At 41.4% G+C, this 22,049-nt stretch carries 18 protein-coding genes; 15 read left to right on the top strand and 3 right to left on the bottom strand.

Going from position 1 to position 22,049, the window contains the following annotated elements; all coding sequences use genetic code 11:
- Positions 1 to 56 precede the first annotated feature (56 nt).
- From ACZ5AE_RS17970 to ACZ5AE_RS17945, 6 genes are all read left to right on the top strand, one after another.
- Positions 57 to 998 (top strand): hydroxymethylglutaryl-CoA lyase, encoded by a 942-nt coding sequence (locus ACZ5AE_RS17970; RefSeq protein ID WP_464565976.1) that lies wholly within the window; start codon positions 57 to 59, stop codon positions 996 to 998.
- A gap of 14 nt (positions 999 to 1,012) precedes the next feature.
- Positions 1,013 to 1,813, top strand: coding sequence for an enoyl-CoA hydratase/isomerase family protein (locus ACZ5AE_RS17965; protein ID WP_464565975.1), 801 nt, complete (start codon positions 1,013 to 1,015; stop codon positions 1,811 to 1,813).
- A gap of 296 nt (positions 1,814 to 2,109) precedes the next feature.
- Positions 2,110 to 3,279 carry an acyl-CoA dehydrogenase family protein gene (locus ACZ5AE_RS17960; protein WP_464565974.1) on the top strand — a complete coding sequence of 390 codons (1,170 nt, stop codon included), beginning with the start codon at positions 2,110 to 2,112 and terminating at the stop codon, positions 3,277 to 3,279.
- A gap of 58 nt (positions 3,280 to 3,337) precedes the next feature.
- Entirely contained in the window at positions 3,338 to 4,555 is a 1,218-nt protein-coding gene (locus tag ACZ5AE_RS17955) for a CaiB/BaiF CoA transferase family protein (RefSeq protein ID WP_464565973.1), read from the top strand.
- A 112-nt stretch (positions 4,556 to 4,667) separates the two neighbouring features.
- The gene (locus tag ACZ5AE_RS17950) at positions 4,668 to 5,651 is read left to right on the top strand and encodes a quinone oxidoreductase family protein (protein WP_464565972.1); all 984 of its coding nucleotides are present in this window, start codon (positions 4,668 to 4,670) and stop codon (positions 5,649 to 5,651) included.
- Positions 5,652 to 5,725: 74 nt separating this feature from the next.
- The gene (locus ACZ5AE_RS17945; protein ID WP_464565971.1) at positions 5,726 to 6,238 is read left to right on the top strand and encodes a DUF3189 family protein; all 513 of its coding nucleotides are present in this window, start codon (positions 5,726 to 5,728) and stop codon (positions 6,236 to 6,238) included.
- Positions 6,239 to 6,338: 100 nt separating this feature from the next.
- Here ACZ5AE_RS17945 and ACZ5AE_RS17940 read toward each other — a convergent pair whose 3' ends face one another.
- The gene (locus tag ACZ5AE_RS17940) at positions 6,339 to 6,650 is read right to left on the bottom strand and encodes a hypothetical protein (protein WP_464565970.1); all 312 of its coding nucleotides are present in this window, start codon (positions 6,648 to 6,650) and stop codon (positions 6,339 to 6,341) included.
- Between the two features lie 247 nt (positions 6,651 to 6,897).
- Here ACZ5AE_RS17940 and ACZ5AE_RS17935 point away from each other — a divergent pair, with 247 nt between their 5' ends.
- The 5 genes from ACZ5AE_RS17935 to ACZ5AE_RS17915 all read left to right on the top strand — a co-directional run bounded on the left by ACZ5AE_RS17935 (position 6,898) and on the right by ACZ5AE_RS17915 (position 13,079).
- Positions 6,898 to 7,110 (top strand): hypothetical protein, encoded by a 213-nt coding sequence (locus tag ACZ5AE_RS17935; protein ID WP_464565969.1) that lies wholly within the window; start codon positions 6,898 to 6,900, stop codon positions 7,108 to 7,110.
- Between the two features lie 157 nt (positions 7,111 to 7,267).
- Complete coding sequence (locus ACZ5AE_RS17930) at positions 7,268 to 8,875, top strand: sigma 54-interacting transcriptional regulator (protein WP_464565968.1); 1,608 nt, start codon at positions 7,268 to 7,270, stop codon at positions 8,873 to 8,875.
- 168 nt (positions 8,876 to 9,043) lie between these two features.
- Positions 9,044 to 10,195: an iron-containing alcohol dehydrogenase gene (locus ACZ5AE_RS17925; RefSeq protein WP_464565967.1), complete on the top strand. Its 1,152-nt coding sequence runs from the start codon at positions 9,044 to 9,046 to the stop codon at positions 10,193 to 10,195.
- Positions 10,196 to 10,213: 18 nt separating this feature from the next.
- Entirely contained in the window at positions 10,214 to 11,605 is a 1,392-nt protein-coding gene (locus tag ACZ5AE_RS17920; protein ID WP_464565966.1) for a hypothetical protein, read from the top strand.
- A 55-nt stretch (positions 11,606 to 11,660) separates the two neighbouring features.
- Positions 11,661 to 13,079: an NAD-dependent succinate-semialdehyde dehydrogenase gene (locus ACZ5AE_RS17915; protein ID WP_464565965.1), complete on the top strand. Its 1,419-nt coding sequence runs from the start codon at positions 11,661 to 11,663 to the stop codon at positions 13,077 to 13,079.
- A gap of 676 nt (positions 13,080 to 13,755) precedes the next feature.
- Here ACZ5AE_RS17915 and ACZ5AE_RS17910 read toward each other — a convergent pair.
- The gene (locus ACZ5AE_RS17910; RefSeq protein ID WP_464565964.1) at positions 13,756 to 14,127 is read right to left on the bottom strand and encodes a winged helix-turn-helix transcriptional regulator; all 372 of its coding nucleotides are present in this window, start codon (positions 14,125 to 14,127) and stop codon (positions 13,756 to 13,758) included.
- 199 nt (positions 14,128 to 14,326) lie between these two features.
- Here ACZ5AE_RS17910 and ACZ5AE_RS17905 point away from each other — a divergent pair, with 199 nt between their 5' ends.
- The 3 genes from ACZ5AE_RS17905 (at position 14,327) to ACZ5AE_RS17895 (ending at position 18,193) form a co-directional block, all read left to right on the top strand.
- A complete protein-coding gene (locus ACZ5AE_RS17905) occupies positions 14,327 to 15,550 on the top strand; it encodes an MFS transporter (RefSeq protein WP_464565963.1) in 1,224 nt (407 codons plus the stop codon).
- 13 nt (positions 15,551 to 15,563) lie between these two features.
- The gene (locus ACZ5AE_RS17900) at positions 15,564 to 16,409 is read left to right on the top strand and encodes an aldo/keto reductase (protein WP_464565962.1); all 846 of its coding nucleotides are present in this window, start codon (positions 15,564 to 15,566) and stop codon (positions 16,407 to 16,409) included.
- 1,514 nt (positions 16,410 to 17,923) lie between these two features.
- Positions 17,924 to 18,193, top strand: a complete 270-nt coding sequence (locus ACZ5AE_RS17895; RefSeq protein WP_464573657.1) for an AEC family transporter — start codon at positions 17,924 to 17,926, stop codon at positions 18,191 to 18,193.
- A 118-nt stretch (positions 18,194 to 18,311) separates the two neighbouring features.
- On the opposite strand, the gene ACZ5AE_RS17890 is transcribed toward ACZ5AE_RS17895, so the two are convergent.
- Complete coding sequence (locus ACZ5AE_RS17890) at positions 18,312 to 19,694, bottom strand: chloride channel protein (protein ID WP_464565961.1); 1,383 nt, start codon at positions 19,692 to 19,694, stop codon at positions 18,312 to 18,314.
- A gap of 338 nt (positions 19,695 to 20,032) precedes the next feature.
- Here ACZ5AE_RS17890 and ACZ5AE_RS17885 point away from each other — a divergent pair, with 338 nt between their 5' ends.
- Entirely contained in the window at positions 20,033 to 21,874 is a 1,842-nt protein-coding gene (locus ACZ5AE_RS17885) for a S9 family peptidase (RefSeq protein ID WP_464565960.1), read from the top strand.
- The last annotated feature ends 175 nt before the right edge of the window (positions 21,875 to 22,049 follow it).

Below are 22,049 nucleotides of genomic sequence, written 5' to 3'. Positions count from 1 at the left end.
ACAGTATCCTATTTATATACAAAAACATCATTTTCCGGATGGAGGAACCGAATCCGATGAAATTAGCTGATCAAGTCACGATTTACGAAGTTGGCTTACGGGATGGGCTTCAGTTAGAGTCAAAAGTATTAACGGTGGATGAAAAAGTCGAGATTTTTTCTTTATTACATAAGGCAAATATATCCCAAATTGAATTTGGTTCATTCGTGCATCCAAAACTCGTCCCGCAAATGGCAAATACTGCTGCATTTTATGAGCATTTAAAGTCTTTTCCTGAAATGAACCTCACAGCTCTCGTACCTAATTTAAAGGGGCTTGAGTTAGCCAAACAAACAGGTGTAAAGTCCGTTAATTATGTTTTTTCAGCAAGTAATACGCATAACGAACAAAATGTTCGGCAGACCACCGAACAGTCATTGGAAAACTTCAAGCATTTAGCGCAATTTGCATCAGATAACGATTTAAATCTTAACGTTACAGTTGCCACCTCATTTGGCTGTCCCTTTGAAGGCACAGTCCCGCCGCACCGCATCATGAATCTCATTGAACAGCTTCTCTTACATAACATCAAAAGAATTACATTAGCAGACACAACAGGAATGGCAAATCCGAAACAAGTCTATCAATTGACGAGGGAAGTTGCGACTGAATGGAAGAATGCTGAGTTTGGCTGCCACTTCCACAATACAAGGGGAATGGGGCTTGCCAATATCCTTGCCGGTTTAGAAGCAGGGATCACCGTTTTCGACGCATCCTTAGGCGGGATTGGCGGCTGTCCATTCGCTCCTGGTGCAACTGGGAATGTTTGCACGGAGGATGTGGTCCATATGTTAGAAGAGATGGGCATCAGTACTTCTATCGATCTTGATAGTTTAATCGAAGCTTCCCATCGGCTGGGGGAATTACTAGAACATGACTTGCCAGGGCAAGTCGCAAAAGCAGGGAAAAGCTCACGCATGTACCCTGTACCCAATAAAACTTCAGGTTCTTTATGTTAAGGAGATGAGCATATATGCTAGTCAAAACCTATGAAACTATCAAATTAGAGCGAGCGGATAGCCATCAAGGTATCGCGGTTTTAACCTTGAACCGTCCAGAATCCATGAACGCGTTGAACACAAAAATGGCATTGGAATTAATCCAAGCTTTTGAGGAATTAAAATACGATGAAACAGTCCGGGTTTTAGTGCTCACTGGTTCAGGTACAAAGAGCTTTTGTGTGGGTGCCGACCTGAAAGAGCGGAACGGCATGTCCCAGAAGGACTGGAAGAAACAGCATGATTATTTTGAAAAAGTGACCGAGTTTATCCGCGAATTCCCGTATCCGGTGATTGTTGCCATTAATGGCTATGCACTGGGTGGCGGCCTTGAAATGTCGCTAAGCTGTGACATTCGTACCGCAGCTGAGGGTGTCGGACTCGGGCTGCCGGAGGCAAAACTAGGATTAATTCCTGGCATCGGCGGCTCTCAATTGCTTCCTCGTATTCTTCCAATTGGGTTAGCGAAGGAAATGTTGTATACCGGAAAACGAATTTCCGCTGAAGAAGGTAAGCAATGGGGACTAATTAACCATGTTTTTGAGAGGGAAGCGCTCTTGGAGGAAACAATTAAACTAGCTGAAACTATTGCGATGAATGCACCGCTATCCTTAAAAGCCTTAAAGAAAGCGGTTAATAAAGGGACTGAAACCGATTTAACCACGGGCCTTGTTTTAGAATTAGAAGCTTACTATAGATGTGCGAACTCAGAGGACCGGTTGGAAGGCATTTATGCCTTTAATGAGAAGCGTGCTCCGGAGTGGAAAGGGCGATAAGGGGTAGCTCTAGGCTCAGGTTTGGGGCGGCTACTCTCGGATGATGGTGCCTTACTCTCGTATGGACCGGGGTTACTGTCGGATAAATCGAGTTTACTGTCGCATAAACCAGGATAACTGTCGGATAGGCGAGATTAACTGTCGCGGGAGAACGTAACTGTCATATAGACTGGAGTAACTGTCGCATAAGCCGGCTTTACTGTCGGATAAAGCGGAATAACTGTCGTATAGACTGAATTTACTGTCGCAAGACCATTTCCCAAAGAAAAATGAAAATGACTTGGAGGTACCTAAAAATGTCAAATACAAAACTAGTAGAAAACACAGAACACGAAATGATCCGGAAAAGCGTTCGTTCCTTATGTGAGCGCTTTCCAGAAGAATACTGGCGGGAAACTGATGAAAAAGATGCCTATCCTACCGCCTTTGTCCAAGCGCTAACCGAAGAGGGATGGTTATCCGTATTAATTCCCGAAGAATACGGCGGTGCTGGACTAGGAATGACGGAAGCTTGCATCATTTTAGAGGAAATCAATCGCTCAGGCGGCAACTCCGGTGCCTGCCACGCTCAAATGTATACCATGGGCGCTCTTCTCCGCCATGGGAATGAGGACCAGAAACGAAGATATCTTCCTAAAATCGCGAGCGGCGAACTTCGCCTGCAAGCATTCGGCATCACCGAACCTACCGCTGGAAGCGATACAACCAGCATCCAAACCTTTGCTGAAAGAGTCGGAGACAAATACGTGGTTCATGGTCAAAAAATCTGGACATCAAGAGCGGCGCATTCCGATTTAATGTTGTTATTAGCTAGAACGACTCCAAAAGACCAAGTAGCGAAAAAGACTGATGGGTTAAGCCTGTTTATTTTAGACATGAAGGAACAAGCGGATAAAATCGACATCCGCCCGATTGATACGATGATCAATCATGCGACAACAGAAGTATTTTTTGAAGGGGCAGAAATTCCGGTTGAGAATCGAATTGGGGAAGAAGGAAAAGGCTTCCGCTATGTGCTAGGCGGAATGAATGCAGAGAGAATTCTCATCGCCTCTGAATCGATCGGGGATGGCATGTACTTTGTTGATAAAGCAGTCCAATATGCTAATGAGCGCGTAGTCTTTGGCCGTCCAATTGGGAAAAACCAAGGGGTCCAATTCCCGATTTCTAAAGGCTATATGGATATCCAAGCCGCTAAATTGATGAGAGATAAGGCAGCTGAAATGTTTGATGCTGGAATGGATTGCGGGGCCGAGGCGAACATGTCAAAATATCTGGCATCTGAAGCAACCTGGCGCGCAGCGAATGCCGCAATGGATACATTCGGCGGCTATGGTTTTGCAAAAGAATATAATATCGAACGGAAATTTAGGGAAGCACGTTTGTTTATAGTAGCGCCGATTACCAATAACCTGGTTGTAAGCTATGTTGGACAGCATGTCCTTGGATTACCGCGTTCATTCTAAAATAACATCTCGAGGACCTTTTTCAGATGGGTCCTCTCTTTGAAAAGGGGGAGCCAAGATGCCAGGACCATTAAGCGGCATTCGAGTGGTGGATGTAACAACGAATGTTTCAGGGCCAAGTTTAACGATGATTTTAGCCGATTTAGGCGCAGAGATTATTAAGATTGAAAGACCCGGTATTGGTGACGATTCAAGAGGGATGGGACCTTTTTGGGAAGGGGAAGGTGTTTATTTCCTTCATATTAACCGTAATAAACAGTCGGTCGTCATCGATTTAAAAAAGGAAAGCGGCCTAGAGATTGTGTACGATCTTGTCAAGACGGCAGACGTTTTTGTTGAAAACTTCCGATATCAAAAAGCAGAAAAAATGGGCCTTGGTTATGAAAAACTAAAAGAACTGAATCCTTCGTTGGTCTATTGCTCATTATCAGCGTATGGCCAAGATGGTCCACTTTGCGACCGCCCCGGTTACGATGCCATTGCCCAAGCAGATTCAGGCATTATTGGAATTAACGGTGCGGAAGGGGCAGAGATTGCCCGTGTTCCAGTATCGGTCCTCGACCAAGGGAGTGCGATGTGGGGAGCCATTGGGGTCATTTCGGCACTTTTTCATAAACAAAAGACGGGAGAAGGACAATTAGTCACTACTTCCCTTTATGAAACCGGCGTCTTCTGGGTCGGCTATCACATGCTGTCATGGCTTGCGACAGGAAATGAACCTAAGAAAAACGGTGCTGGTCATACAGCTTTTGCACCATACGGGGCCTTCCATGCAAGCGACGCACCTGTTATCATCGGAATCTCCAATAATTCCTTATTCAAACGTTTATGTAAGGTGCTCGGAAAGGAAGAATGGGTCGAGGATCCGCGCTACAAAAATAACCCTGATCGGGTAGAACATCGAGAAAATTTAAGAGTGGCGATTGAAAACATTCTCCAAGCTAAAACGGCGGACGAATGGGTACAGTTATTAGTAGATGCGGGAGTCCCGAGCTCAAAGGTTAAGAAAATATCGGAAGTGGTCCAGGATCAGCAGACAGAAGCGATCAAGATGTTTACAGATGTTTCTCATTCGTCCATTAATAATTTCAAACTGCCAAGACTGCCTTTTGAGCTAAGTGAATCGCCTGTAGCCATTCATAAAGCTCCGCCTAAACTGGGCGAGAACACAGAGGAGATATTAGGCAAACTTGGTTATAACAAAGAACAAATAGAACAGCTTATAAATGACGGGAGCATCCAAATAGGGGCTAATAAGCTAGAATCGCATAAATAGTTTACGAGGAACCCGCTGCCATTGTAGGCAGTGGGTGTTCGTTTGTTTCTTGACAATTGCAAATGGCAGGAAATACAGTAAATGTAAAAGGGAACAGAGAGGGGAAAACGAAATGAAAGCGATAGTCGTCACCGGCTTTGGCGGTACAGAGAACCTAAAATACGTAGATGTTGAAATGCCAGTTATAGATGAAAACGAAGTTCTAATTAGAGTTGTGAAAACTAGTGTGAACTTCGCTGATATTAAATCAAGATACGGCCAAAAGGGAGCTTCCCTCCCATTTATCCCAGGTTTAGATGCCACAGGCTTTATTGAAAAGATAGGGAGCAAGGTATCGGGGCTTGCAGAAGGACAAAGAGTCATCGCCTTTCCGAAAGATGGTTCGTATGCGGAATATGTTGTGGCATCGGGCCAATTAGTCTTTCCCATTCCAGATGAATTGGATTTCAAGACAGCAGCAGCTTGTCCGATTGTGTCTTTTTTGTCCTATCGTTTATTGAAAAATATCGCTGCCATTCAAAAGGGAGAAACGGTATTAGTACATTCGGCTGCTGGCGGAGTAGGGACAACTGCCATCCAAGTTGCCAAGATATTAGGAGCAGAAAAGATCATTGGGACTGTTGGCAGCAGGGATAAAATAACCACGGCTAAAGAAAGCGGAGCGGACTTTGTTATTTGCTATGAGGAGGAAGATTTCGCGCCCATTGTAAATGAGATCACTAATGGGCAGGGGGTGGATATTGTTCTCGATTCCATTTCTGGCGCCGTCACGGAAAATAGCTTTAATTGTTTAGCGCCGTATGGCAGGTTGGTCCACTTCGGTAATTCCAGCGGTCATATAGGAAATATAAAAACAGTAGATTTACATGCTAGCTGTAGAAATGTATTGGGTTTTAGTCTAGGGACAACGAGAAAGCTAAGGCCGCATTTATTAAAAGAAACGGCTGAAGAAGTGTTTCCACTTTTAGTGAATAACCAACTGAATATTAAAGTGGGACATGAATACAATCTGGAAGAGGCGGCAGAGGCCCAAACCCTAATGGAAAATAGGCTAAATAAAGGGAAAATATTATTAAATGTTGATCCAAATTTTTAAAATAAAACATTGGTTAAAAAATGGAACAAATAGCCATATTAAATATAGATAAAATATGTTAGGGAGAATCCCCCATGATCTATATTTATAACGACTATGGCGGTACACATACTACTTCTTTGGCTGCCGCCTATCATTTAAATCAATTACCTCAGTCGGAAAGAAAACTAACTACCGAAGAAATATTAAATGTAAAGTATTTTAACAAACTGACAAAAAAAGATTTTGGAAAGCTCATTTTTCATGGTACGGATGAGGATGGGAACAAAGTTTATACGATCGGCCGTAAAAGGAACAAACTCGTTGTACCAGCGATGAAGGAAATGATTTTACTACTTCATGAGAAATTTCAATTTGATGAAAAAATCGTTTTTTCCAATACCTCACCAACCGTACCGCTTTCTATGTCTTTTGGGGGATTTTTTTCGAGAGGCTTGAAGATAGACTTTATTGGCGTACCGTTACTAGTGAGAGGTGCCAAGCAATGCTGTGATAATATTTATCGGTTGGTTGAAAATACGAAAGAAGTTGGAAAAACCCCATTCAATGAGAATGTGATTATTTTAGACAATGAAATGTATAAGTAGTACAACTTGTCGGAGAAACAGCTATGCCAGGATTTGTTATTGGCAAAAAACGATGAAAAAAAGCTGCAACGATTGCAGCAGAAGCGAGGGACAGATTCTGTTATTGTAAATGCTTTGGCAAGGGGACAATATGATCATTATTCTTAACTTCTTGGAAAATGTCCTCTTGGCTTTCGACCTGGTGCTGTTTATTTAGTAGGTTTAAAATTTCAATTATATGAGTAATTTGCGAATTACTAGGGAGCAAATTAACCATTGTTTGTTTGAAATCTTCAAATTCCTTTTTCGTTACAGGTTGAGCATCGTGCTTCAACTCAAAACCTAATTGCCCATTTGGTTCGAGAGTTGCCCATTTTACGTACCTTCCAAATATAATCCCATTCCATATGATAAATAACCACCATTCATTCAAACAGAGTTACTGATAGGTTCCCCAAATTCCCCTCTATTATCCAACAAGCAAGGATAGAAAAAATATCCATCCCTGCCACACACACTTTTGCACTTTACCGATTTCAACTTGAGTTCCATAAAAGTTTGGTTCGGATAAAACATTTTTCCTGAATTCTATTAAAATAATTTTCATTTTTTTAGTATTTATGTCCATACCTTTATTACTAATCTGCATTTAATAGTAATAAGAAAGGTGGTGGACAAGTATGAGTGGTGAAAATTTTGTTAACCAAGCTCATCGTCTAGTAGGTCAAGAAGTGGAAGTTATTACAACAGAAGGCACATATAGAGGTACACTATTATCTGTAGGCAGTGACTCTCTTGTATTAGAATCACTAATAAGAGGCCGTAGAGTAAGATTGATTCTTCGAATAGCGCTGATTATTGCTCTTTTCAGGTTATTTAGAGGTATTTTTTAAGAGCCGCCTTTTTAAAGCCAGTAGGAAATCCTGGCATTTTTTTTTGAAAAAAGTGATACATAAATCCATTGATACGCTGGTAAATCCTGTGACTTAACACAAGAAAGGATTATAGTAAAATAAGATATAAAAGATAATAGATAAAGCTGGTGAAAATATGAAACTAAAAGCGACTGATTCTGTGCAGCAGGCGATGTTTCTCTTCACTTCAACTAGTGAGGAAATGATTGAAGTAGTCGATGATTCTGGAGAAACAGTTGGCGTCTTTACGTTAAACGATTTAAATGAGGCCATTCAAAAAGGGAAAGTGCACGAGTCAATTGAAAAGCTGATGGGCACAACGCCCGACAGCCGCTTTAAACCTGAACACCGTAAAGCCAAGGAATCGGAATACGACAAGCTGATTTCAAGCAAAGTTTTTACAGATGTCATCGATTCCTCTTATGATGGTATTTATATTACAGACGGAAACGGAATCACCATTAAAATAAATAAGGCATATGAACGAATCACAGGAATCAAAGCGATCCAGATAATCGGTTTACATATGGACGAGCTTGTGAATGCAGGCTACATATCTAAATCTGTATCGACACAGGTTATTAAAGAAAAGCGTCCCATTACCATGATGCAGACACTTCAAAACAAAAGGAAAGTGATTGTTTCAGGAACGCCTATTTTCGGTGAAAACAATGAAGTCGTCTATGTCATCAACAATGTCCGCGATATTACAGAACTGATTCAGCTAAAGCTTGAAATTGAAGACCTCCAGGAAATTAGGGATCTGCGGAAGTCGACCGAGGACATGAACCAGAACGGGCATAACCTCGAATCCATTGTGATCACCGAGGAAACGGCCAAGGTATATAATCTTGCGATGCATGTCGCTAAAACAGATGTGAAGGTATTGCTGCTAGGGGAAACCGGTGTTGGCAAAACACTAGTTGCCAAGTATATCCATAAAAACAGCAAGCGCGCAGGCCGCAGCTTTATCGAACTAAATTGTGGTGCCTTCCCGCCAAATTTGATTGAAGCAGAGTTGTTCGGCTATGAAGCAGGGGCTTTTACCGGCGCAAGCACGAAGGGGAAAAAGGGGCTTATGGAAATAGCTGACCAAGGGACACTTTTCCTCGATGAAATCGGGGACCTGCCCCTTGAGCTGCAGGTAAAGCTGTTAAAGGTGATGGATGAGCAAAAATTTATTCCAGTCGGCTCCACGAAAACGAAGGAAGTCGATGTCCGGATTATTGCTGCCACTCATAAAAACTTGAAGAAAATGGTGGAGGACGGAAAATTCCGTGAGGATTTATATTACCGGTTAAGTGTTGTTCCTATTACCATACCACCGCTCCGGGAGCGAAAAAAGGAGCTAATTCCATTAATCGACCATTACTTGCAGGTATTTAACTCCAAATATAAAATGGCCAAGAGCCTTTCCATCGAGGCCCTGGATCGGCTCTGCGACTATCATTGGCCGGGAAACATTCGGCATCTGATGAATGTAATGGAAAGAATTGTAGTGACAAGCCTACACGATGAAATCGGCTTGCGTGATTTACCAGAGGAGTTCCGAGAAAAGGAAAATCACTCATTTAGCAGTCCAAACGAAGACTTGCCGTTAAAGGCTGCCGTTGAGCAGTTGGAAAGAGATTTAATTAAAAAAGCATTAAAAACATACAAGACAACGAGGAAAGCCGCCGAAGCATTAGAAGTTAGCCAGGCAACCATCGTCCAAAAAATGAAAAAGTGGAATTTTTCCGATTAAAAAAATAATCAAACTGTATTGTTTGATTATTTTTTTAATCATTTGTGACGCATCTGTGAACAATTAAAAAATAGAAACCGTTTACCTATCAGTCTTTTTGTTGAATTTTAAATTTTGGCACGTTTCTTGCAATAATATTAGCGAACAACGAAAGGGGAAGAATATACGATGAATCTTATTTCAACTTTTAAAATTGCTAATAAACTGATTACCGGTAACGGTGCCACTGAAAAACTCCTAGAAGAAGCGACACGGTTAAATATGAAGAACCCGCTGATTGTCACTGATGAAATTTTAGAAAAAATCGGTGTGGTTGATAAAATCATCACACTTTTGAAAGGGCTTCCGCATGGCGTGTATACAGGAGTTAAGCCTGAACCGGAAATTGCTCTCGTTGAAGAATGTAAAGGGGTCTTTACATCCGGCGGCCATGACGGCCTAATCGCTCTAGGCGGCGGAAGCGCTATTGATATTGCCAAGGCGGTTTCCGGCTTCGCTCGTTTTGACGGTCCGATTGAACAGCTGTTCGGAACAGACCATGTTCCAAAAAAAGGAGCTCCCATTATTGCGATCCCGACAACAGCCGGCACAGGTTCAGAAGTAACCAATATTGCCATCCTGTCGGATACAGAAGCACAGTTGAAAAAAGGGATTGTTAGTGATTATCTGCTTCCGGATGTAGCGATTGTCTCACCGGAAATGACCCTGACAATGCCGAAATCAGTAACAGCGGCAAGCGGCATCGATGCACTTGTCCATGCCATTGAAGCGTATATCTCGGTCAACGCGTCCCCAATTACAGATGCGCTTGCTATTGGGGCTATCAAGATGATTGCAAAGTACCTTCCGAAAGCGTACGCCAATCCAAACCATATTGAGGCAAGAGAAAATATGGCGACCGCAAGCTTAATGGCTGGCATGGCATTCGGAAATGCCGGGGTTGGTGCTGTCCATGCACTTGCTTACCCGCTTGGCGGAAGGTACCATATTGCCCATGGAGTCAGCAACGCGTTGTTGCTTCCATATGTAATGGAATGGAATAAAATTGCCTGTGCCGAGCGCTTCCGTGATATTGCCGAAGCCCTTGGACAGAACACAGCGGGGCTTTCAGATAACGAGGCTGCTGACCTTGCAGTGGAAACAATGAGAGCTTTAAGTGCGATGGTTAATATTCCAACAGGCTTGCGCAGCTTTGATATTCCTGAAGAAGACCTCCGTTCAATGGCTGAGGATGCCTCACAAATTACAAGACTATTAAAAAATAATCCAAGAGTCCTATCAACGGACGATATTCAAAAAATCTATCAGTCTGCCTATTAGAACAGGAGGAGAATTCACATGTGGAAAAATCGTAAGGATGGCCAGGAATCACCTTATATTCCGGCCGGTCCATTCAAACTAAGACTGCCGTTTATCCATTATAAATTAGAGTGGCCGGATTATGTACAAGGCTTGCTGATGTGTGCTGTTGACCTGGGAGCGATCACTCTTTTGGCCGACCATTTAGGTATGCCATTTGAAGTTGCGCTTGCAGTTGTTGTGTTGAATGGACTTTTATATTTAATGCATCATTTACTTGGTGATCCGGTGATTCCTGGCTGGATTACACCCGCAGTCCCCTTAATTGTCTTATTTGTAAAAGAGTTTCCTGAAGGGCCTGATCGGGTCTATGCACTAATAGCATTTCAGCTTACCCTCGGGGTATTATCCATTTTCTTGGGTGTCACTGGTCTGGCGAACAAAGTAGTCCGGATTGTGCCTAATGCAATTAAGTCGGGAATAATATTGGGAGCGGGAATCGGAGCAATCGTATCCATTTTTGAGGTGGGTGGAAAATTTGAATTATTCCCATATACTATCACGATTTGTATCGGGTTTGTCTTCTATTTAATGTTCTCTAAGCATTTTGAAGCGATAAAACAAAAAAATAAGGCCATGGTGTTACTTGGAAATTTAGGGATTTTACCTGCTGTTTTATTGGCAGTGATAGTAGCCCCACTTGTTGGAGAAGCGAAATGGCCGGATATTCAATGGGGAATTAGTAAGCCTGACTTTGCCACGCTATGGGCAGAGTATACAGTATTTGGTCTGGGTTTTCCTGCATTCGCCTTTTTTGTTAAAGCGATACCAGCCGTGCTTGCTACGTACTTAGTGGTATTTGGTGATGTGCTGAAAGCTAAAGCCATCCTTTCTGATTCAGATGAAGTCCGAAAAGATGAAAAAGTAGACTACAATGCAAATCGTGCCCACTTAATATTTGGCGGCAGAAACATGGTAATGAGTATGATTGGTCCTGATATCACTATGTGCGGACCAATGTGGGCTGCCATGCAGGTTGTAGTAGTGGAACGTTTCAAGGAAGGCAAAAAAGCAATGAACTCGATCTTCGGAGGAGCTGGTTCTTTCCGTTGGGGTACAAATACAGGGTTATTTTTATTGCCTATCGTTAGTCTATTACAGCCGATTCTAGGCGTGGCGTTGGCTCTGACTCTATTAGTTCAAGGTTATGTAAGTGTACGCATTGGTGTTTTACAGGCAAAAAGTCAGCGTGATTTAGGAATTGCTGGTGTAGTGGCGGCTATTTTGGTCATAAAAGGAGCTACTTTGGCGTTTGCAGCAGGTATCCTATTGTGCCTATTAATTTACGGTAAACAATTCTTCAAGGGTGAAAATGACAAGACTTTCACAAAGGATCTGCAATCCAAAGAGGAATTAAAACAAGTTTCATAATATTTTTTAGAAAAGGGGGCTTCCCCTTTTTTCATGTCATAAGGAGGCATTATCAATGGAAAAATACTCACTATTTATTAATGGCGAATGGACTGGAAGTGAGCTTGACACATTTGAAGTGACAAACCCTGCTACTTCAGAAGTCATTGCCACCGTCCCAAACGGCGGTTATGCAGAAGCAAAACAGGCAGCGGATGCTGCTTATGAGGCATTTAAGGAATGGTCAGCATTTCCTGCGTATGAACGGGCAGAAATCATTTGGAAGTGGCATAAGCTGATTGACGAAAAGAAAGAAGACCTTGCCAAAACGATGACGATGGAGCAGGGCAAGCCTTTCAAAGAAGCGGTGGGCGAAATTGCTTATGCAAATGGATTTTTATCGTGGTATGCAGAGGAAGGCAAAAGAGTGTACGGTGAGACTATCCCTGCAAGTGATAGAAACAAACGATTATTCGTGCACAAACAGCCAGTTGGCGTGATTGCTGCAATCACACCATGGAATTTCCCGGCAGCGATGATCACACGGAAAGTGGCGCCTGCATTGGCGGCGGGCTGTACAGCGGTTGTCAAACCGGCGGAACAGACCCCACTTACTGCTTTCAAGCTGGCTGAATTAGCGGAAAAAGCCGGGCTTCCTAAAGGAGTTCTCAATATTGTAACGGGAAAAGCCCAAGAAATCGGTCAGGCTTGGCTTGAAGACACCCGTGTTAGAAAGCTGACCTTCACTGGCTCAACTGAGGTTGGCAAACAGTTGATGCGCGGCGCTGCCGATACAGTCAAAAAAGTTTCTCTTGAACTCGGCGGACATGCTCCTGTAATCGTTATGGAGGATGCGGACCTTGATAAAGCGGTCGAAGGTGTTCTTACTTCAAAATTCAGAAACGCGGGCCAGACTTGCGTTTGCTCAAACCGAATTTATGTCCATGAAAGCATTCAGGAGGCTTTTACGAGCAAACTTGTGGAAAAAGTTCAGGAGCTCCGTGTCGGGAACGGTCTCGAGGAAGGAGTTGATATTGGACCATTGATTAATGAGGCCGCTATCGAGAAAGTGAACCGTCATATCAGTGATGCTCTTGAAAAAGGCGCCAAAGTTGAAACAGGCGGAGAAGTAGTTAAGGACCTGTTCTTTGCACCGACTGTTATTACCAATGTCAATGATGACATGATCTGTATGACAGAAGAAACCTTTGGCCCGCTCGCACCCGTTACTACCTTTAAAACCGAAGAAGAAGCGATTGAGCGTGCCAACGACTCCATCTATGGCTTGGCAGCCTATGTGTTTACAGAAAATATTTCACGTGCCATCCGAATTTCAGAAGCATTAGAATATGGAATTATTGGTCTGAATGACGGTCTGCCATCCACTCCGCAAGTGCCATTCGGAGGCTTTAAGCAAAGCGGACTTGGACGCGAAGGCGGCCATTACGGAATTGAAGAATTCTTAGAAGTGAAGTATGTTTCGCTTGGATTATAAAATAAAAATAGGCCTGCACGCTGTTACATGTAACAGAGTGCAGGCCCATCTTTATTTGTGCTGGTAGTAAACAGGAAGATAGGAGAGATTATTTACTGGAGACCTTAATGTCTTAGCCTAAGTCAACCAGCATAGATGGGGTCGTGTGTAACAATTCTATTTGTAGGAGTGTAAAGAATGTCAATAGAACAGGTTGTTCAGAAGCAAATTGAATTTTATAACAAAGGAGATATCGAAGGATTTGCCAGCACATAGGCAGATGATATTACGGTATATACTTTTCCCGACAATTCGATAACTTTAAGCGGTAAGAAGGCATTAATTGAAAGGTATTCGGAAACATTTACAAGGAAAATGTCCGCTGAAATCAGAAATAGGTCAATTGTCGGCAATAAGGTAATTGATTGGGAATTCGCTACGAACGGAATGACTGGAGAAACCGTCAGTTTAATGGCTATTTATGAAATAGAGAATAATTTAATCTCTAAGGTTTGGTTCATTCGAGAGTAAAATGGATAAGTGATTCTAATATAGATTTGCAATCTAAAACATTGGCTAAAAATAATTCTTAAGAATTTAGCCTGCTATTTCTGGCTATCGGCTGTAATGAAGGCTTACTATTCAAAATGCAAGCTTGATTAATAAGCCTTCGTTCCTTTCAAAAAATGGCATACCATTATTTCAAACGATCATTAAGTACACTTTCCTCCAAAACGGCGAATTTGTCCCCATAAACCTTTGTAATATGCTTTTCACCCCAAGCACATAAGGAATCAAGTATGCCTTTTAAACTTAATCCATATTCACTGAGTTCATATTCCACTTTTGGTGGTATTTGATTATGCACAATGCGGTTTATGACTCCGTCATCCTCTAATTCACGCAATTGCTGAGTCAACATTTTTTGTGTAATGTTTGGCATCAGCCGTTTCAATTCACTTGTGCGCTTTTTGCCGTGTGTAAGATGGCAAAGGATCACACACTTCCATTTTCCTCCTATAACCTCCAAGGTGGCTTCAACGGCAATATTATATTTCTTATTATTCATAGTGTACCTCCAATTTTATAGGCACTAAAAAGTACCTATCGTACTCGCAGGTGCCTATGGCACTTTAAAGTACGTTCTTTTCTATTAGACTGATATGTTCCATAATAACATTTGCCGGTCAAACTTCAACTTATTCAATTTTTATCTGCTAGCAGATTGAAGAATACAACAACACTGTGTACAGGAGGAGAACCATACTATGACCTTTGATAAGAAAAAGAGTACATTGGCGCTCTTGGCATTGGCAGTGAGCGCATTTGCGATTGGAACAACAGAATTTATCAGTGTAGGTTTATTGCCGCTGATAGCGAAAGATTTACAAATCTCGGTTACAACAGCTGGATTAACAGTTTCTTTATATGCATTAGGGGTAACATTTGGGGCGCCGATCCTAACGTCGTTTACATCTAGTATGTCACGTAAGTCCCTATTACTTTGGATCATGATTGTTTTTATTATTGGCAACAGCATTGCTGCAAGTGCTGGAAGTATTGGTGTTTTACTAGTTGCCCGTGTTCTTTCCGCATTTTCACATGGTGTGTTCATGTCGATAGGATCGACAATTGCCGCTGATTTGGTACCTGAAAACCGCCGGGCAAGCGCCATTGCCATTATGTTTACAGGGCTCACGGTCGCAACGATTACAGGTGTTCCTTTCGGGACGTTCATCGGCCAAGAATTTGGCTGGAGAACCTCATTTATGATAATAGTTGCAGTTGGAATCATTGCTTTGATTGCTACTAGCATCCTTGTTCCATCTCAATTGCGGCAAGGTGTTCGTACAGCATTTCGCGATCAGCTTAAATTATTGTCAAATGGCCGTTTATTACTTTTATTTGCGATTACGGCCTTGGGGTATGGTGGGACGTTCGTGGTCTTTACGTATTTATCTCCATTGCTTCAAGAGATTACGGGATTTAAAGAAGGAACAGTTGCTGTGATTTTGCTTGTATACGGTGTAGCCATTGCCATCGGAAATGTGATTGGCGGGAAGGCAGCAAACCGAAAGCCGCTTGCGGCATTACTTTATATGTTTATCGCACAAGCAATCGTTTTATTTATCTTAACGTACACTGCTCCATTTAAGACTGCGGCCCTTATAACTATTATCCTTATGGGGTTATTGGCTTTTATGAATGTGCCGGGACTGCAGGTATATGTAGTGATGTTGGCTGAACGGTTTGTACCAAGTGCGGTTGATGTGGCTTCTGCCATCAACATAGCAGCTTTTAACGCCGGAATCGCCATTGGTTCCTACCTAGGTGGTGTCATAACGGATTCCATTGGGCTCATTCATACCCCATGGATAGGGGCATTGATGGTGGCAGGAGCAGTGGTACTAACAGGCTGGAGCAGAGCTCTAGAGCGAAAAGATGAAAAAACAGCTGACACGAATCAAAAACAAATTTTTCAATACAATTAGGAGGTAAATTATAATGACAGCAAAAAATTTAAATGATACAACTACATTAAATAACGGTGTACAAATGCCATGGTTTGGCATCGGAGTGTTTAAAGTAGAGGAAGGTCCGGAATTGGTTCAGGCAGTAAAAACAGCGATTAAGCATGGATATCGCAGCATCGATACAGCAGCTATTTACGGAAATGAAGAAGGAGTCGGACAAGGTATAAGAGAAGGAATGCAGGAGGCTGGCATTTCCAGAGAAGACTTATTTGTAACCTCGAAGGTTTGGAATGCTGATTTAGGATACGATTCTACCATTGCAGCCTATGAAACAAGCTTAAAAAAACTCGGTTTAGATTACTTAGATTTATTTCTCATTCACTGGCCTGTAGAAGGTAAATATAAAGAGTCTTGGAAAGCATTAGAGACTCTTTATAAAGAAGGCAGAGTGAAAGCAATCGGCGTAAGTAATTTTCAGATTCATCATTTAGAGGATTTAATGAAAGACGCGGAAATTATTCCTATGGTGAACCAAGTGGAGTACCACCCGCGTTTGACTCAAAAAGAGCTCCAAGCGTTTTGCATGGAACACGGGATTCAAATGGAGGCATGGTCCCCGCTCATGCAAGGCCAGTTACTAGATAACCAAGTGCTGCAAGAAATCGCGGACAAGTATAATAAATCGATTGCTCAAGTGATTTTGCGCTGGGATTTACAAAACGGGGTTGTGACGATTCCAAAATCCACAAAAGAACATCGCATTGTTGAAAACGCGTCAGTATTCGATTTTGAGTTAACAGAAGAAGACATGAAACGAATTGATGGCTTGAACCAGAATCACCGTGTTGGTCCAGATCCTGACAATTTTGACTTTTAAATATGACGAACAAGGACTCATCATTAAGATGGGTTCTTGTTCAGTTTGATAAAATATCTTATTTTCCTTATTTTTAATATGGTAAGATTAATATTGATTTAATGATTATGGAAATAAGAGGTAATAGAGATAATGGATGAACAGGACTGGATCATCTTAAAGGTACTTTACGAAAATAGAATATCACGAAAACGGCTGAGAGTTTATATATATCCCAACCATCAACGGATTGGGTTATTGAATCCTTCCTAGTGTTCTTATTCAGGAGCATCAACACCTTTACCGGATCATTCTAAAAGATAAAATGGGGAACCCTATTGTAAGAAGAACATGGATGTTCTCTCATGAAAAATCTCTTGAGACCAAAGTGATTGAAGAGTTTGTAGAATTTGTGATAGAACTGGATTTTAAATCTACTATTTAAGAAAGCGTGGGCAAATGCTCATGCTTTTTTAACGTGAAATTCCGCGTGAAGTATGGGATTGGAAAGTAAAATGGTGATTTTGGAAAGTATTTCGTGAAAAAGTAGAAGTAAATTGATCAACGTGGAAAGTATCAGTTCGAATTTGGAAAATAACCACTCCGAATCGGAAAATATATCCAATTTAATGGTAATTTTTCAAAAGAAATCATTGGAAAATTACCAAAGCCAGGCTGGGAACCTGGCTTTTTTGTGTGAAATATGGGATAGGAAAGTAAAATGGTGATTTTGGAAAGTATTTCGTGAAAAAGTAGAAGTAAATTGATCAACGTGGAAAGTAACAGTTCGAATTTGGAAAGTAACCACCCCGAATCGGAAAGTATATCCAATCAAATGGAAATTTTTCAAAAAGGTCATTGGAAAATTTCCTGAGCCAGGCTGAGCACCTGGCTTTTTTCGCGTGAAATATGGGGTAGGAAAGTAAAATGGTGATTTTGGAAAGTATTTTGCGAAAAAGTAGAAGTAAAATGATCAACGGGGAAAGTATCAGTTCGAATTTGGAAAGTAACCACCCCGAATCGGAAAGTATATCCAATCAAATGGAAATTTTTCAAAAAAGGTCATTGAAAAATCACCTGAGCCAGGCTGGGCACCTGGCTTTTTTCGCGTGAAATATGGGGTAGGGAAGTAAAATGGTGATTTTGGAAAGTATTTTGTGAAAAAGTAGAAGTAAAATGATCAACGGGGAAAGTATCAGTTCGAATTTGGAAAGTAACCATCCTGAATCGGTAAGTATATCCAATCAAATGGAAATTTTTCAAAAAAGGTCATTGAAAAATCACCTGAGCCAGGCTGGGCATCTGGCTTTTTTCATTGGTGTCATTCCATTTTTGTATGATTATCGATAATTTATTTGTATTTCAACTATTGGGATATTGTTTTTAAAATGAAATTGTTAGATGGAGGGAAATTCACAGAAACTTATTACATTTATAACGGCGGAAGAAGGGAAGGAGATCGAGGCAATCCTGACGGATGAGATCGAGGGGACCGTTGGATTTAGTGTTATGATCTACATTAAAAGTGCAAAAAAATAAGAACCTTCTCGCTGCCATTAGTTCTAAGCCTAATCAGACGTCTCATTTTTTCACCGTGTATGGCATTGATCATCATCTTAACCTTGGAGCTGGATGGTATTACAGCACAGTCATTGTTTATTGCGAGCTCTTTTCCAACTTCAAGAAATAGTTCGTTGTTTGCACTGGAATATGGAAACCATCCTGAATACGCAGCACAAACTGTTTTGGTGTCAACCATATTCAGTATGATGACGGTAACGACAGTTATTTTTTCTGCTCATTAGTAATTTCTTAAATAGTCTTTTTTAAAAAATAAAAGTCCGGACAAAATCCCTTGAATAAAGGAAGAATTGTCCGAACCGGAGCAGCACTAATACAAAGAAATCAAGAGGTTAGAATTTTTTAAAGCTTTTTCGGACGTTTAAAATGCATATTCAATCGTTTTTGCTGGTGCTGAAATCGCCTGATCCTTTTTAAAAGGGTATAGGATACATGAATTTTCTCATTTTCTAAGGCAATGTCAGGCACTAATCTCATCCACAATGATTTAGGGTATGCCACGAGTTGATCAGGATACACACTTCTATGGCCAATTGTGATATAGGCTGTAATACAGGCGGCCACTACATAAATTGCAGTTGAACTTCCAAATAACTCGTAGCCCATAAAAACTGCAGCAATTGGGGTATTGGATGCTGAGGCAACAACGGACACCATACCAACCGCTGCCCCCAAGGCGGGATTGACCCCAAGAAGTTGGGCTAGTACATTCCCTGCGATGGCACCAATCACAAACTGCGGTGTCACAATTCCTCCGTAGAAACCAGAGCCCAACGTAATCGAAACAAGTAGAATTTTCCAAAACCAACCAAGATAAGAAACCTGCTCGCCGCTTAAAGCTTTGTCCATAATGGGCAAGCTTAACCCAAGGTAATCTGTTGGGATCATTAATATAAGCAATGATAAGATGAGCCCGCCTACAAATGGCATCATTGGCGGCCAAATATGGAATCTTTGCTGAATGGAACTGAATAATTTCCGCGCTCTCTCAAAGGATTCAATAAATAACCATGAAATAAGACCACAAATCATTCCGATGAGAAGAATTTTAATAAATAATCCATTGGAAAACTGCTGAGAAAGCTGGACAGGATAATAATCATATGTAATTCCCCAAAATTTGCTTACCTCAAAGGAAGTAACACCCGCAATCACCGCAGGAAAAATAAAATCATGGCGGATTCGTCCAATTGTTAACACTTCAATTCCATAAATAGCTCCTGCAATTGGCGTTCCGAATACACTGGCAAAGCCGGCGCTGACCCCGCAGGCAACAAGTCGTTTTTGGAGCTCGGGATTTAAATGGAGGAGATAGCCAAACCAGGAAGCAAGCGTCCCCCCTATATGGGAGCATGGACCTTCCTTACCGGCAGAACCGCCTGAAGCAAGTGTAATAATCGCAGCGATCGGTTTAATAGCGATTGTCTTATATGGCATCAGACCTGATTGTTCATGAACAGCAGCAATGACAGAATCCTTTTTATCCTTGGATCCATACCGATAGCCAAAATACAAAATCAATCCATTCAAAAGCCCGCCAATCGGCAAAAGAATCATACTCAGCCACAAAGGAAGGAGAGAGGTTTTATCTGTAGAAAAATAAAGCCCTTTTAAAAACAGACTGGTCCCTGTCCCTACAATAGCCCCGGTGATAGTAGCCAATAAAAACCAGCGAATGATCGTTGCTATCATCACGAGCGGCTCAACATATCGAATGCGTGACATTTATCAACACCCCCTTTAAAAAAATAGCACTTGATAAAAGGGATGTCTAATGGTAGGGCTTTAGGAAGGGGGGATTGGAAATTTCGGAGTGGGGAACACCATCCTCTGTCCCAAAGAATTATTGGTCGTAATCACAGTTTATTATACTTATTGATATTTTCATAAGTATCTAGTTTATTAATTAAAAGCAGACGAAATAATAAACCCGTCCAAAAAGAATAACTTAAAAGGGGCCTAAATATAATGGATTCGATGGCATGAAAATAGGCCACTACAGCACCATATTTAAACTCAGGAAAGAGATTTTATAATCCCTTAAACGATTGGGAGGGATGTTTTTGTTTAAAGAGAGTATAGACCCTTATTTACACGTTCGCTATGCCAAGAATCCTGTTTATACCCCAGATGGTCAAAAGCTTTGCTTTATTGCAGATTATACGGGCACTCCACAGGTTTGGGAACTCAATCGCGGGGAAGAATGGCCTGCTCAAATTTCTTTTACAAAAGAAAGAATTACCTTTGTTGGACTTGTTAAGGGTACTTCTGACCGGATTATTGGGATGGATGTGGGCGGTAATGAGAATCAGCAGCTGCACTTACTCAAGGAGGATGGGACACTGATTGAATTGACCAAGTCACCCAATCATGTTCATCGCTATGGGGGCAGCTCTCATGATGGAAAATGGATTGTCTGGTCAAGCAATCGCCGGAATCCAGCATTTTTTGATATTTATATTCAAAGTTTAGAAACACTGGAATATCATCCTTTGTTAACCGGTGATGGTCTTTTTACAGCGGTGGAATGGTCACCTGACGGAAAATCATTATTGGTCCAAAAGACGAATTCTCCCCTGGATAATGATTTAGGGATACTTGATCTGACAACAGGGTCCGTTGATTGGATAACAGAACATAAAGGGGAAGCGAGTTTTCGAGAAGTCCATTTTAACAAGGATGGAGATCATATCTATGTTTTAACGAACAAAGATAGCGAATTTTTCGGGCTTGCACTTATCCATATCAAAACCAAGCATTTTGTGTGGCTAGAGCAAGGAAATTGGGACTTTGAAGAACTCGAAATGAATAAAGATAAAAATTTGTTAGCCTTTTCCGTGAATGAGGGAGGAGTATCAAAGGGGGTACTTTTAGACATAAATCGAAGTTACCTTTATTCGTGGAAAACACCAACTGGAATAATAAAAGATTTAAGATTTTCCCCTGATAACAAAAAACTGGCTTATGTTTTCAATGGCCCGGCATATCCATCTGATATTTGGGAGTTAGATTTAGCAAGCATACAGTCGGAGAGACTTACCTATGTATCCCGTTCCCCAATCCTGCAAGATAAATTAGTTGAGCCAGATCTTATAAGTTATCGCTCATTTGATCATCTTGAAATTCCAGCATATTTTTATAAACCAAGGACTACAACTGAAAAAATTCCTTTAGTTATTGTCATTCACGGCGGTCCTGAGAGTCAGTCTCGTGCTGTATACAACCCAGTCGTGCAGTATTTAATCGGTAAAGGGTATGCGGTGTGCACACCAAATATCCGTGGAAGTACAGGTTATGGAAAAACGTTCACGAAATTAGATGATGTCCGAAAAAGAATGGATGCCTTGCAGGATATAGTTTTTTTAGTGGAATGGCTAAAGGTGAATGAGAACATCGATTCTAATAGGATAGGAATAATGGGAGGCAGCTATGGAGGATTTATGGTCCTTGCAGCCATCAGTCACTATCCGCAGCTATGGTCTGCCGCGATTGATATTGTGGGTATGTCGAGCCTTAGAACGTTCCTTCAAACCACCCATCCTTGGCGTAAGAAGCTTAGGGAAGCGGAATACGGAACGATTGAAAGAGATGGTGACTTTTTTGATAAAATCGATCCTTTGAATCATGTAAGTCGCATTACCACTCCGTTATTGGTGATCCATGGGGAAGGTGACCCTCGTGTTCATATTAAAGAATCCGAGCAAATCGTCAACAAACTGAAGGAAAAACAACACCCTGTTGACTTTATTCGGTTCGACGATGAAGGCCATACGATTTCAAAGCTAAAAAACAAAGAAATTGCCTACAAGGCAATCGTAGACTTTCTTGAACGAAGTTTTGGAAATGAAGACAAAAAAAGCAGGGGATTTAAAAGGAGCCGGGAGTATCCTTTCTTCTTTAATTGAATCTCAGGCAAAAAGGACTGACCAAACTGGTTAGTCCTTTTTGCCATGCACACAAATGGCGCATTGCACTTCTGTTACATGAATAGTAAAGAGTAGGATAAACAGCCTGCCGATAAGAATAAATTAAGAATTGTAAATTTCTTGTTTTGCTCGTCCTGTTAGTTTGTAGTAAAAC

Source organism: Neobacillus sp. S1227, from assembly GCF_055385255.1.
This window is presented reverse-complemented; position numbering and strand designations above follow the sequence as displayed.

What these genes read in the sequence shown, in the direction of transcription:
- ACZ5AE_RS17920 (WP_464565966.1), top strand. Translation starts at nt 10,214, where the DNA reads ATGTGGAAAAATCGTAAGGATGGCCAGGAATCACCTTATATTCCGGCC.
- ACZ5AE_RS17925 (WP_464565967.1), top strand. Translation starts at nt 9,044, where the DNA reads ATGAATCTTATTTCAACTTTTAAAATTGCTAATAAACTGATTACCGGT.
- ACZ5AE_RS17935 (WP_464565969.1), top strand. Translation starts at nt 6,898, where the DNA reads ATGAGTGGTGAAAATTTTGTTAACCAAGCTCATCGTCTAGTAGGTCAA.
- ACZ5AE_RS17905 (WP_464565963.1), top strand. Translation starts at nt 14,327, where the DNA reads ATGACCTTTGATAAGAAAAAGAGTACATTGGCGCTCTTGGCATTGGCA.
- ACZ5AE_RS17900 (WP_464565962.1), top strand. Translation starts at nt 15,564, where the DNA reads ATGACAGCAAAAAATTTAAATGATACAACTACATTAAATAACGGTGTA.
- ACZ5AE_RS17945 (WP_464565971.1), top strand. Translation starts at nt 5,726, where the DNA reads ATGATCTATATTTATAACGACTATGGCGGTACACATACTACTTCTTTG.
- ACZ5AE_RS17910 (WP_464565964.1), bottom strand. Translation starts at nt 14,127, where the DNA reads ATGAATAATAAGAAATATAATATTGCCGTTGAAGCCACCTTGGAGGTT.
- ACZ5AE_RS17955 (WP_464565973.1), top strand. Translation starts at nt 3,338, where the DNA reads ATGCCAGGACCATTAAGCGGCATTCGAGTGGTGGATGTAACAACGAAT.
- ACZ5AE_RS17950 (WP_464565972.1), top strand. Translation starts at nt 4,668, where the DNA reads ATGAAAGCGATAGTCGTCACCGGCTTTGGCGGTACAGAGAACCTAAAA.
- ACZ5AE_RS17960 (WP_464565974.1), top strand. Translation starts at nt 2,110, where the DNA reads ATGTCAAATACAAAACTAGTAGAAAACACAGAACACGAAATGATCCGG.
- ACZ5AE_RS17965 (WP_464565975.1), top strand. Translation starts at nt 1,013, where the DNA reads ATGCTAGTCAAAACCTATGAAACTATCAAATTAGAGCGAGCGGATAGC.
- ACZ5AE_RS17890 (WP_464565961.1), bottom strand. Translation starts at nt 19,694, where the DNA reads ATGTCACGCATTCGATATGTTGAGCCGCTCGTGATGATAGCAACGATC.
- ACZ5AE_RS17930 (WP_464565968.1), top strand. Translation starts at nt 7,268, where the DNA reads ATGAAACTAAAAGCGACTGATTCTGTGCAGCAGGCGATGTTTCTCTTC.
- ACZ5AE_RS17915 (WP_464565965.1), top strand. Translation starts at nt 11,661, where the DNA reads ATGGAAAAATACTCACTATTTATTAATGGCGAATGGACTGGAAGTGAG.
- ACZ5AE_RS17970 (WP_464565976.1), top strand. Translation starts at nt 57, where the DNA reads ATGAAATTAGCTGATCAAGTCACGATTTACGAAGTTGGCTTACGGGAT.